The organism is Maribacter sp. LLG6340-A2 (assembly GCF_045057105.1).
Lineage (GTDB): Bacteria > Bacteroidota > Bacteroidia > Flavobacteriales > Flavobacteriaceae > Maribacter.
Genome location: NZ_CP159332.1, coordinates 1,811,969 through 1,825,249, shown reverse-complemented (window position 1 = coordinate 1,825,249; position 13,281 = coordinate 1,811,969). Strand labels below are relative to the sequence as shown.

Genomic DNA, 13,281 nt, shown 5'->3' with positions numbered 1-13,281 from the left:
TCCCTAATACAGTTTTAAAAGTTCATCGGTTATAAGATGGTGAATGATTTTTGAATAGGAAAAACCCAAATTAGACTGAACCTATTTGCCAAGCTTTTACGTAATATTAAGGGCCTTTAATAGTTTTTTAGATGGGTTTTGAAACCTACTTAAACATACGTTTAGTAATTATAATTACCCTTTTAGTAATGCCAGTTACTAAAACCTGCAAGAAGTTGCAGCTGAATTTTGAATTTAGATTATGGTAATTACTCTTATTGTCTATAAAAATTGCAATCATAAAATATAAAAGGATGTTCTGTTGGATTTTAATTAGATAGATTTTTCTACTTTGAAATTTGTTTTAACGTTCTTCAGTAAATTATTTAGTAACTATAATAGTCGGGTATCAATGCTATAGTGAAGATATTAATGACAACATGAATTAATTATAGGCAGACTGTCATTAGATTGCTTGCTACAAGGCTAATTAATGTTCTCCCTGCAGCTTTAGCGTTTTGTATGGTATATCCTAATTGTAGTCTACAAGCGTTCTGTGAACCTTTCTAAACAAGAAATTTTCATGATGTCTATTTCGTTTCTAATCTATTAAAGTCCGTTGAGCATTTATCTTCTACCACAACATAGTTTCTAAATTCAGGTTATGGAAGATAGTGGGGGTAAAAAATTATCTTATTTATCCATACCACCACTTTTATTAAAATCTTAAGAAGTGCAAGGTATTGAACATATTATTTGTTAATAGGAGGGTGGCTGGGCCAAAACTGCTCCTATGCAGATTGGATCACTTTGAATTTCAGATAAAAGTTACCAATAAATGTTTTCCTTAGTAAAATGCGAAGACTTAATCATTTGGATTGGTCTATGAACTTACGTAACCTTAAACTCCAAAGATTCCATAAACCGCTTTTGCGACTTTTTACAAAATGTACCGCTAAATTTACAAAAAGAAGTTGTTTGAAAGGAATGCTCTCAAAATCATAGTTATGCCAAAGCTTAGAAAAGTGTTTCCCTAGAACTATTTAATTAATTGTATTAAGCCATTAGGTCTTCGTTTACCCGCATTATCCACATCTTTTCATTGTACGCATCATTGAGCTTTGAGTAGTATGAAATTAAAGCATTGGTCCAAGAGTCATGCTTTTTTAAATAAACGTACCTATAGTTGTTCTCTGGATTAATAAAGTAACTTGCACTAAGGCCAAAGGAATTTAAGAGTTGTACAAAACGTTTAGCATTGTTAGGGTTTGCAAATACATTTGCGATAAGGTAATAGCCTGACCCCGCACCTTCAATGACATATGATTTGGATTTACCTTCATTAGAAGCAACATTGTCCTTTACCACAACATTTTTTGAAAGTACATTATCATCATATTTTGAAGCCTTCTTCTGTATCTTTTTTACATTATTGACGTAGGCTTCATTTGTATAAGTATTATCAACGTTCATGATCCACATTTTACCGGTATACTGACCGTTTAAATTAGAATCATGAGCCGCTACGGCCTCATCAAAGGTTTCAAATCGTTCTAAATATACATATTTAAGACCATTGTTAGGGTTATCGATATAATCAGCATTTATACCTTGTTCGTTCAAAGTACCTAAGAACTTATCCATATACTTGCCCCCTTTGTAAACATTGGCAACTACATAGTAGCCATCTTTTACATTGGGCAAATCTTTAAATCTTCTACTTTTAACATTGTCCTGAACAGTTTTTTGCATGAGACGTGTTGCAGTTTTATTATTGACCGCTACCGCATCTTTTGGTTGAACCTGTTGTAATGTATTTACCTTGTTGATTTGGTCAACTTCATTCTTTTCTGTGGTTGCTGGTTGTTGATGAGATTTATTTTGAGATAAAGCAACTTTAGTACCGGTTGTTTTATTTTCAGCATTACGCACATTGTTCTTTTCTACTGAAGCAACTTCCTGAACATTGTCCTTTTTCTGTAACGTAGTGTTTGCCACTTGTTCCTCTTCCGGTGAAATAACTTCTTGTGGTTTGTTAGCCGATGCTATGGAAGTATTGTCCTTTTGATTCATAAAAAGGTCTTCCGCCTTTTTTTCCAAGTCTGGTCTATCGCCATTGGTTTCATTTCTAACCATGCGCATTACCATTTCAAAACGTCGTTCTAAATCACTTTGTCTAGCATTTTCAATAGAGTCTTGCCGAAACATCAACTCTTCAATAATAGCATCGTTTTCTGCCAATTTTTGTTTTAATAAGGCTACCTCTTCATTAGTAGCTATATTTTCTGGCTCCAATTTATTTTCAACCAAATCATCCTCATAATCGTCCTCTAGCATAACCCTGTCCTCTGTAAGGTTTGGAGTAAAGGAATATGCAAAAGAAATTTCATGAGTCAATCCAAAATTGTCAAAATTATTGGACAGCCCTTTTTCCATGGTATACCCTAAAGATACCCTTCGGTTTAAATTAAAGCCTACACCAGCTGCTGCTCCGTAAAAACTATCATAGCCACCTTGGATCCACCCTAGCTTTGGTAAATCTAAAATTAAGCTTCCGCCAAGTGTTACATCTTCCTCTCCAATTTTTCTAACACGTGCCAATGGCATTAACCTACCTTCCTCGAAAATCCCTGATTGATTTTCAAACTGATGGGTATATTGTAAGTGGCCAGAAAAAGTTTTATCCTTAAATTCAGTTAAAGATTCACTGGTTTTAATATTATAATCAAATAGGTTTTCCGCGAACATTCCTAAATCAAATTTGCCATATGAGAGATTAAAACCTGGCTGAAAGGATATTAGGTTTTGATCCTGCAAACCTGCCAAGAATGGATCTTCTTCTACAGTGGATGCTCTACCCTGATCAAAACCACTATTATAATAAGAAACATTAGCGCCAAAAGTAAAGTTACTTTTATCGTTCAACTTAATGCCATAAGCATAGTTGGCCAATACCCCAAAATTACTTAAGGTCCCCATTCTTTGAGAATATAAACTTAACCCAAGACCTGTTCTATCGCTAATACGACCACTATAGCTTAAGAAGTAATTTTGGTTATTGTCATCAAACTGAACGGATTGGTTTCTATGTAACAGATTAATATAGGACTTATCTTCCCTAACTGTAGAAAACGTAGGGTTGATCAAGAACCTGTTATACTTCAATAAGTTCTGTGCAGGAACATCATAGGACACAAACGGACTATCTTCCTGTGCCGCCAATTTAAATATGGCAAGCAGAAATAACAATAGGTATAAAACACTTCTCTTTAGCATGGTGGGCTTAACGTATTACTGTAATCGTCCCTTGTTTAAGGACGTCACTGGCGTTTCTTATTTTATAATAAAACACCATATTTTGTTTGGTGAACGCAGTGGCTGACTGCGGCCAATTATTCTTATAGCCAAATTCATTAATTACTTCTTGACCTTGTTCGTTATATATAATAACATTGATATCCGCTTTATTGGAATAGGTGTTTGGTATTATCCACTGATCATTTATACCATCTCCATTCACGGTTATGACATTGGGAACCTTGAACGTGTCTAAAAGTGAAACCTCAACAGCTTTTACAATATCACAGTTATCAATGGTGGCAACCAATGTATAATTCCCTGGTTCTGTTAATGACAAATTACTGGAAGCACTAACTTCCTCGTTATTAGCATTGAACCATTTATAACTAGATGCTCCACTAGCGGTTATTGTTTTAGTAGTACCTTCCGTTATAACAACATCTGTACCTTCATCTATGGTGATAAGATTTTCATCTAATGGGGAAATAACAATTTCATTGGATATTAAAGAACATCCGTCACGATCTAATACCAACCGGTATGCGCCTGCTTCCGTAACGGCTAATGAAGCATCGGTAGTATTTATTGATTGACCCTTCAATTGCCAATTAAAGCTGGTTGAGCTTAGGTCGGTTTCTGTAGACAGGGAAATTCCTTCACCCATATCACAGAATACGGTACCGCTACTGACAATAGATAAGGTTTCATTAGTTAATAATTGAACCGATAGGGTATTAGAAGCAACATTGAACGTCTCAATGGTTGCAGAAAGGCTATAAGCTCCATTTTCTAAATTGGAATCTACGCTTATTGTTCTTTCATTACTTCCGTTAATTACCTCATTATCTTTTTTCCATTGATAAGTAAAAGCATCAATAAGTGCAGTGGTTACTTCTGTTACCGTTCCGTCTTCAGCTATGGCATCAATACGCTCTACGCCTAAACCAACAGAAGTAGTTTCACATGCCGTATAGGATCCAGTATAATTAATTGTTATGTCAAAAGAATCAGGACTCACCACATTAACCGTATCAGATGGTTTTGTAGACACCGCACACGTTCCTCCTGTTTGTGTAACTTCTGCATAATAAGACCCTTTTTCAGAAATTATCAAGTTTTCAGATGTTTCACCATTTAGCTCAACTCCATCCTTAAACCATTTAAAGCTAGGGGTATTGGCTGTGGTAGTAACCGTTAGCGTTGTGGTCTGTGAAGGCAAAAGCACTAAATCAGTTTCATTGTCAATGGTCACCGTAAAGGCATCAGCATTGGTTATGGTTACGGGTAAAGATTGTTCATTACATATACCAGTACCAGAGATTTCTACAACATAGTCACCCTCAAAACCACTGTTGGAAGCGTTCACAGAATAAGAAGATGCAATTGCGCCCGTAATGGGAGCCCCATCTTTGTACCATTGATAGTTCCAGGAAAGATCGGTATTATTAATACTAAGTGTTTCAATATCCGTACTACAAAGAGATGTTTTAGTAGGTGTATTAATGGCAATTCCGTTTCCAGAAGCGCCTATACTTACATCTACAATATTGGAATCCGTATTACCTGACCCTGTACATGTAGGGCCATAATCTACGTAAGCATTATACATACCAGATTGGGTAACAAATAATGTATGTCCTTTTTCGCCAACGATTTCAGTTCCGCTACGGTACCAGATATATTGATAAGTTTCAGGGTTGCTGATATTATCGACCTGAAGCGTAATAGGGCCTGTGCTACAAACACTTCCTGGAGGAACTCCGTCACCAATTTCACTAATATTAAGACTACTTGTTACATCCATGTAGTACATATTAAATGGTTCTGACTCGGCACCAACTTTTACAGGATCCGTACTTCTGACCCTTAATCTATAGCCTTGACCTCTAGTATCCGTTGGAATTGCAAAATTGACATCAAAGTCCTTGACAGTATTCTTATCCGAAATGGACAGCAATTCTGTTGGAGAAGCAAAGTTGCCTGTGGCATCTGATAATTCAAGAATAAATTTGTTGGCAGCATTTGCGGTACCTGCCCATGTAATGTTAACATAATAGTCATTGAACCCACCGTTTCCTGCACAGACCGCAGCCCATGAGGAATTTCCGGATAAATTAGGATTATCCGCAGGTTCTGGTGCATTAATCACTATTGCCTGTGCTGAAAGTTGAAATGCTCCAAACAGCAATAGCAATGCGCTAAACAAGTAATTTTTGGTCAAGTTTTTCATAAGTATTTGTAGTTTTGGGGGCCACTACGGTTGAAAAGTTGGTTAATAAATTTTTTACTATTCCCACAATTCATAGTCAAATATGTCATTATTACCGACGAAATGGAATTTTATGTTGTCGGAAGGAACATTTATGTTGTGAAACTCATTTTATATAAGGTCAATTGTATTTAAACCTTTAAGTTAAGTCAATTTTGCTACTTTTGTAGACTGAAATTAAACGACATGAACGAGACATCAAAGTCTTTGAATTTTATTGAACAAATAGTAGAGGAAGACCTCGCAAATGGCTATAACCTAGAAGATCTGCGTTTTAGGTTTCCTCCAGAACCAAATGGATATTTACATATAGGGCACGCAAGCTCCATTTGTTTAAATTTTGGTTTAGGCCTACGGTATAATGCACCTGTAAATCTGAGGTTTGACGACACCAACCCTGCCAAAGAAGAACAGGAGTATGTAGATGCCATCAAAAAAGATGTTGAATGGTTAGGATTTAAGTGGGATACCGAACGGTATGCCTCTGATTATTTCCAACAATTATATGATTGGGCCATCGTTTTAATTAAAGAAGGTAAGGCCTATGTGGATAATCAAACCTCAGAAGAGATGGCCGCTCAAAAAGGTACTCCTACTGAACCAGGCACAAATAGTCCGTATAGAGATCGTTCCATTGAAGAAAACTTATCGCTTTTTGATAAAATGAAACGTGGTGAATTTGAGGAAGGAACACATGTTTTAAGAGCTAAGATTGATATGTCCTCTTCCAATATGCTAATGAGAGACCCTATAATGTACCGTGTATTGCATAAAGCACACCATAGAACAAATACCGATTGGTGTATTTACCCGATGTACGATTGGACGCATGGCGAGAGCGATTATATTGAACAAGTCTCCCATTCATTTTGTACGTTGGAATTTGCCATGCACAGGGAATTATATAATTGGTTTTTGGACCAAGTTTACGAGCCCGGTAAAATGCGCCCTAAGCAGCGAGAATTTGCGCGTAGAAACCTTAGCCATACCGTTGTAAGTAAAAGAAAGCTATTGCAATTGGTAGAACAGGGTTACGTAACGGGATGGGACGATCCTAGAATGCCTACTATTTCCGGACTACGAAGAAGGGGGTATACACCAGAGTCTATCCGTAATTTTGTAGATACTATTGGAATTGCCAAAAGAGACAACCTAATAGATGTCTCTTTGTTGGAGTTTACGATTAGGGAGCATCTAAACAAGACCACACATAGGGTAATGGGGGTTTTAAATCCATTAAAACTGGTTATTACAAATTATCCTGATGGACAAACAGAATGGTTAGAGGCCGAAAATTCTCCAGAAGATGAAAATGCCGGTTCAAGAAAAGTTCCTTTTTCCAAAGAATTATACATAGAAAAAGAGGATTTCAAGGAGGAAGCAAACAAAAAATTCTTCCGCTTAAAACTAGGTGGGGAAGTACGTCTAAAAAACGGATACATTATTAAAGCGGTAAGCTGCACAAAAGATACCGATGGAAATATAACTGAGGTACAATGTACATACGACCCAAAAAGTAAAAGTGGTAGCGGCACGGAGGAAAGCTTAAGACGTGTAAAGGGTACATTGCACTGGGTATCTATAGAACATGCTATAAAAACGGAAATTAGACTTTATGATCGCTTGTTTACTGACGAAAGTCCAGATACACATAAGGATAAGGACTTTTTAGAATTTATAAATCCGGAATCCTTAACGGAAATAACAGGATATGTGGAGCCTGCCCTAAAAAATGCCAAACCAGGTGACCGCTTCCAATTTCAACGCATTGGATATTTCTGTGTAGACCCAGACAGTTCAGAAAGCCAGTTAATATTTAATAGAACAGTTGGCCTTAGGGATTCATGGGCTAAGATTAAAGACAAGAAATAACGACATATATAACTGAGTACAAAAAAAGCCATTAAACGCAATCTAATGGCTTTTTTTAATCATATAAGCTTGCTAGCGAAATACCCTCACCTAAATCAAAAGCAAATTTTATTTAGTATAGGGCTAATTACTAGTTATTCCTTAGGTTTTGGTTTGTTCTTCTTCATACTTTCACCTATCATATTACTTGCCGTGAAACTTGCAACCATATTATTTAGCATATCACTTCCTGCTTGTGGCGAGTTTGGTAATAAAATTAAATTGGTATTTGTTTCTTCACCTATACTTTGCAGGGTATCATAATGTTGGGTAACAACGATAAGCGCGGAAGCTTCCTGTGAATTTATTCCCACTTTGTTCAATACTTCAACAGATTCTTCTAAACCTCTAGCTATTTCTCTCCTTTGGTCTGCAATACCTTGACCTTGTAATCGTTTACTTTCCGCTTCTGCCTTAGCCTTTTCCACGATTAAGATTCGTGCGGCATCACCTTCAAACTGAGCGGCGGTCTTTTGTCGTTCAGATGCGTTAATGCGGTTCATTGCTTCTTTTACTTGTGCATCTGGGTCAATATCCGTCACCAGGGTTTTTATGATATCATATCCATAATCAAGCATGGCGTCCTGTAATTCTGATTTTACTGCAATGGCAATATCATCCTTACGAACAAATACATCATCCAATTTCATTTTAGGAACCTCGGCCCTAACCACATCAAAAACATAGGAGGTAATTTGTTCATGAGGATACTCCAACTTATAAAATGCATCGTACACCTTTTCCCTAATGACTACATACTGTACGGAAACCTTAAGCTTTACAAACACATCATCTAATGTCTTAGTTTCAATGATTACGTCCAATTGTTGAATTTTTAATCCAATTCTAGCGGCTATTCTTTGTACAAACGGTATTTTAAACTGTATTCCTGAATGACGAACACTGGTAAACCTTCCAAATGTTTCAATCAATACCGCTGTTTGTTGTTTTACAATAAATACACCGGATAGCACGGTGAAAATCACAAGAAACGCTATCGGAATCCAAATAAATGAGCCCATAATTATTACATTTTATAGTTAATATTGGAAGATACTGAAACCCTTCCTAATATAAGTAGCATAACACCATCAATTGTTACAGCACAAATAAATTAAATAGACATGGTAGGGGAAAGAATTTTAGTGAAGATTACTAATACGCCATGCTTGTTCTATTCCAATGCAATAAAAAGTATCTTTAGCCTAAACAGATTAATACCATTATATGATAGTTTCCGTCCATCCAAAATTACCAATGCGCAACAAGGCCATGACGAAATCATATTATTGTAACAGCCTAAGTTTTGACGTTATTGGAACTGATGAATTTCCTGAATACTTAATGTTGCGAAAAGATGATATAGAAATACATTTTTTCCTTTTTGAAAATTTAAATCCGAAGGAAAATTATGGGCAAATATATTTGAGATCCAAGGATATAGATAAATTATACCAATCATTATTAGATAACGGTGTACCTATACACCCTAATGGAAAATTGGGCAATAGACCCTGGGGTCAGAAAGAATTTTCATTACTGGACCCGGACCATAACCTACTCACTTTTGGTCAATCTTTAATTGAAGACTAGATGGGATAATTAAAAAAGGCAGCCAAAATGGCTGCCTTTAAGTACGGGGTTAAGTTTATTGTTTAACTATCAAAACGATCTAAGTTCATGATTTTGGTCCACGTCTTGGTAAAATCACGTACAAATTTCTCCTTGGCATCTTCAGTTCCGTAAACCTCTGCCAGAGCACGTAACTCAGAATTAGATCCAAAAATCAAATCTGCTCTTGTTGCCTTCCATTTAATATTACCGGTGCTACGGTCACTACCTTCAAAAACAGTATCATCATCTGTAGTTGCTTTCCATGTAGTTCCCATATCCAATAAATTAACGAAGAAATCATTTGTTAACACACCAGGATTATTGGTGAAAACACCGTGGTTAGAACCATCATAATTAGTGCCCAACACACGTAAACCACCTACAAGCACGGTCATTTCAGGTGCAGTCAATGTTAGTAAGTTAGCCCTGTCAACTAAAAGTTCTTCGGCATTTACGGAATACTTCTGTTTCGTGTAATTTCTAAATCCGTCAGCAATTGGCTCTAACGCTTCAAATGCCTCTACATCTGTCATTTCCTGTGTAGCATCTGTGCGACCAGGAGTAAATGGTACATTCGTTTCAAATCCTGCCAAACGTGCAGCATTTTCAACCGCAGCCGTACCTGCTAGAACTACTAGGTCTGCAAATGTTATTTTTTTGTTACCCGTTTGCTTATCGTTAAATTCTTTTTGAATTCTTTCCAAAGTCTGAACCACTTTGGTCAATTGCTCAGGATTGTTAACTTTCCAGTCCTTTTGTGGTGCCAAGCGTATTCTACCGCCATTGGCTCCACCACGTTTATCAGAATCTCTGTACGTAGAAGCAGATGCCCAAGCAGTACCAACCAATTCTGAAGTAGAAAGTCCGGAAGAAAGAATAGTTTTTTTCAATTCCGCAATATCGCTATCATTAACCAAGTCAAAATCTACCGCAGGTACCGGGTCTTGCCATAATAGCTCTTCTTGTGGTACCTCTGGACCTAAATACCTTTCTTTTGGTCCCATATCACGATGTGTCAACTTAAACCAAGCACGGGTATAGGCATCCTCAAATTCTTTAGGGTTTTCTAAAAAGTGTCTAGATATTTTTTCGTAATCCGGATCAACTCTTAAAGACATATCCGTCACCAACATAAACGGCTGGTGTGTTTTGCCTTCTATATGGGCATCTGGTACAGTACCAGCACCAGCATCACCTACAGGCTTATATTGCCATGCCCCAGCTGGACTTTTAGTCAACTCCCATTCGTATCCAAATAAGTTCTCAAAATATTTGTGGCTCCATTTTGTAGGTGTTTGTGTCCAAGCACCTTCTAAACCACTGGTAATTGTATCTGCACCAACACCAGAATTATAATTGTTTTTCCACCCTAATCCTTGAGCAGTAATATCCGCAGCTGCAGGTTCTACCTCAACATGATCATCTGGACTGGCTGCACCATGGGTTTTACCAAATGAATGACCACCTGCAATTAACGCAACGGTCTCATAATCATTCATTGCCATTCTTTTGAATGTTTGTCTAATATAATGGGCGGCTTCCAAAGGATCTGGGTTTGCGTTATGTCCTTCTGGGTTTACATAAATTAGACCCATGTGCGCGGCACCTAGTGGATTTTCCAATTCATTTCCTCCTTCGTCATAACGAGATTTGTTTCCTAACCATTCCGTTTCAGAACCCCAGTAGATATCTTCCTCTGGTTGCCAAATGTCTTCACGACCACCAGCAAAACCGAACATAGGAAGTCCCATACTTTCATGAGCCACATTACCTGTCAATATCATTAAATCTGCCCAAGATAACTTTCTGCCATACTTTTGTTTAATAGGCCACAGCAACAATCTAGCCTTGTCCAGGTTGGCATTGTCCGGCCAACTGTTCAATGGGGCAAAACGTTGGTTTCCAGAACTAGCACCACCTCTACCGTCTGCTATACGGTAAGTACCTGCACTGTGCCATGCCATTCTAATAAAAAATGGTCCATAATGACCATAATCAGCAGGCCACCAATCTTGACTTTTAGTCATTAGATCCGCAATGTCCTTTTTGACCTCGGCAAGGTCTAAGGTTTTAAATTCTTCAGCATAATTAAAATCATCATCCATTGGATCTGCTTTTTTAGAATGCAGTCTTAGAATGTTTAAGTTCAACATATTTGGCCACCAATCTCTATTAGAGGTGCCACCACCCGCAGCTTGATTTAACTGTCCGTTTAAAAACGGGCAATCTGCAGCAGATGATTCATTTGTGTCCCAGGCTTCGCCTTTTCCATTGTTACTACTCATGATATAATTGATTTTTAACGTTGTCTAACTATTTGTTAAGCAAATTTATCAATATTTTGCTTATGGTGTTTAGCGTTTCAATAGATAAAAACTATGTTGCATTTTTAATCTCAATGCACTTACAACATTAACAAAAAGTATTCGTCATTCATTGTATAATATATCTTTTAACAATACCTTATATAGTGTGCTTTTACAAAACTAGTTATCTTGCACCAATAGGCATTTACGGCAATTAATTTGATAATTTGAATGGGGAAGAGTAAAAGGCAAAAGCAGGCCAAATGGTTACGTAGATTTAGAAAAATACATAGAGCTACCGGTGCAGCACTATTTGTTTTTTTCTTTTTTATATCCATATCCGGTCTATTACTTGGGTGGAAAAAACATAGTGGCGGCCTTATACTATCAAAATCCTATCAAGGAATATCTACAAATTTGGCAGATTGGCTGCCATTGGATAGTTTACAACATATGGCCAATTCCTATCTTTTGACCCAAGTATCCCCAGATTTATCCACAAAAATAGATAGAATAGACATTAGAAAGGACAAGGGTATGGTCAAGTTTACCTATACCGACCATATTTGGGGATTACAATTAGATGGTTCTACGGGAAAACTTTTACACACAGAAAGACGCTATTCCGATCTTATTGAAAGAATTCATGATGGGTCAATAATTGATATTTATATAGGCACTAACAATAATCAATTCAAGGTCTTTTATACCACAGTAATGGGTATTGCACTATTACTGTTTACCATAACCGGTTTTTGGTTGTGGTACGGTCCAAAGCGAATGCGTAGAAGTGGCCAATTAACTTAAAACTAAGGTGTGGTGTAAAACTTCACTACCTTTAATTACTTATGCAAAAGCCAAATAAAAAAGTTAAGCCAACAACGTTACACCCACGTAATAGGCACAAAGGCAGGTACGACTTTGAAGAACTTTGTAACACATTGCCAAGCTTAAAAAAATTTCTTGCCATCAATAAATACGGAAATCTATCCATAGATTTTTTCAATCCTGCCGCAGTGAAAGCTTTGAACACGGCATTAATTAAAAACCAGTATAATTTAAAATACTGGGATATACCAAATGGTTTTCTCTGTCCGCCAATTCCGGGACGCGCAGATTATATTCATCATTTAGGAGATATACTAGCGTCTATAAATCAAGGTGTGCTACCAAAAGGTGAAGGTCTAAAGGGTATGGATATAGGAGTAGGGGCCAACTGTATTTATCCCATAATTGGTCACGTTGAATATGGATGGTCTTTTATAGGAACAGATATTGACCCTATAAAAATTAAGGCGGCAGAAGAAATAGTTGCTAAAAATCCCTTTTTAAAAGAGGTAATGGAATTTAGACACCAACCAAAGTCAGGTCAAGTATTCAAAGAAGTGTTTTCCAATGAAAAAGTTGACTTTACCATGTGCAATCCACCATTTCATAGCAGTCAAAAAGAGGCGGAAACTGGTACCTTGCGAAAATTAAGTAACCTTAAAAAGAAGCGGATAAAGAAACCAACATTGAATTTTGGAGGTCAAGGAGGAGAGCTATGGACTACCGGCGGTGAAAAAAGATTTATCCTCAATATGATTAACGAAAGCAAACTTTTTGCGAAACAATGTGCATGGTATACGACATTGGTTTCCAAACAATCCAACCTTGATGCCTTTTACCATCGTTTAAAAGAAATTGATGTTTTTGAACACCGTACCGTACTTATGGGACAAGGAAATAAGCAAAGTAGAATTCTTGCGTGGACCTTTTTAAACAAAACCGAACAACGTTCTTGGGTCCAAAAGAGATGGTCTAACCAAGCCATTGTATAAATAAATACTATTTAATTGATTTACAATATGTTAAAAAATGACAAGTGAGGATTGGATAGGGTCAACCGGGGTATTTCTTATT

Annotated in this window: 8 protein-coding genes; 4 read left to right on the top strand and 4 right to left on the bottom strand. The window is 36.9% G+C overall.

What is annotated here, in order from left to right; translation table 11 throughout:
• Positions 1–1,035 precede the first annotated feature (1,035 nt).
• Together ABVM52_RS07800 and ABVM52_RS07795 are read right to left on the bottom strand one after the other, a co-directional pair.
• On the bottom strand, positions 1,036–3,255 hold the full coding sequence (locus ABVM52_RS07800; protein WP_405384853.1) for a type IX secretion system membrane protein PorP/SprF: 2,220 nt from the start codon (positions 3,253–3,255) through the stop codon (positions 1,036–1,038).
• Positions 3,256–3,262: 7 nt separating this feature from the next.
• On the bottom strand, positions 3,263–5,509 hold the full coding sequence (locus ABVM52_RS07795) for a gliding motility-associated C-terminal domain-containing protein (RefSeq protein WP_405384852.1): 2,247 nt from the start codon (positions 5,507–5,509) through the stop codon (positions 3,263–3,265).
• Between the two features lie 225 nt (positions 5,510–5,734).
• Between ABVM52_RS07795 and ABVM52_RS07790 the strand changes: the two genes are divergently transcribed.
• Positions 5,735–7,420 carry a glutamine--tRNA ligase/YqeY domain fusion protein gene (locus ABVM52_RS07790; protein WP_405384851.1) on the top strand — a complete coding sequence of 562 codons (1,686 nt, stop codon included), beginning with the start codon at positions 5,735–5,737 and terminating at the stop codon, positions 7,418–7,420.
• A gap of 134 nt (positions 7,421–7,554) precedes the next feature.
• Here ABVM52_RS07790 and ABVM52_RS07785 read toward each other — a convergent pair whose 3' ends face one another.
• Positions 7,555–8,481 (bottom strand): SPFH domain-containing protein, encoded by a 927-nt coding sequence (locus ABVM52_RS07785; RefSeq protein ID WP_405384850.1) that lies wholly within the window; start codon positions 8,479–8,481, stop codon positions 7,555–7,557.
• Positions 8,482–8,686: 205 nt separating this feature from the next.
• Here ABVM52_RS07785 and ABVM52_RS07780 point away from each other — a divergent pair, with 205 nt between their 5' ends.
• Positions 8,687–9,052 carry a bleomycin resistance protein gene (locus tag ABVM52_RS07780; protein ID WP_405384849.1) on the top strand — a complete coding sequence of 122 codons (366 nt, stop codon included), beginning with the start codon at positions 8,687–8,689 and terminating at the stop codon, positions 9,050–9,052.
• A 62-nt stretch (positions 9,053–9,114) separates the two neighbouring features.
• Here ABVM52_RS07780 and katG read toward each other — a convergent pair whose 3' ends face one another.
• Positions 9,115–11,358, bottom strand: coding sequence for a catalase/peroxidase HPI (gene katG / locus ABVM52_RS07775; RefSeq protein ID WP_405384848.1), 2,244 nt, complete (start codon positions 11,356–11,358; stop codon positions 9,115–9,117).
• A 252-nt stretch (positions 11,359–11,610) separates the two neighbouring features.
• Between katG and ABVM52_RS07770 the strand changes: the two genes are divergently transcribed.
• Both ABVM52_RS07770 and rlmF read left to right on the top strand, forming a co-directional pair.
• Positions 11,611–12,186 carry a PepSY domain-containing protein gene (locus tag ABVM52_RS07770; protein WP_405384847.1) on the top strand — a complete coding sequence of 192 codons (576 nt, stop codon included), beginning with the start codon at positions 11,611–11,613 and terminating at the stop codon, positions 12,184–12,186.
• 41 nt (positions 12,187–12,227) lie between these two features.
• Complete coding sequence (gene rlmF / locus ABVM52_RS07765) at positions 12,228–13,199, top strand: 23S rRNA (adenine(1618)-N(6))-methyltransferase RlmF (protein WP_405384846.1); 972 nt, start codon at positions 12,228–12,230, stop codon at positions 13,197–13,199.
• Positions 13,200–13,281 lie beyond the last annotated feature (82 nt).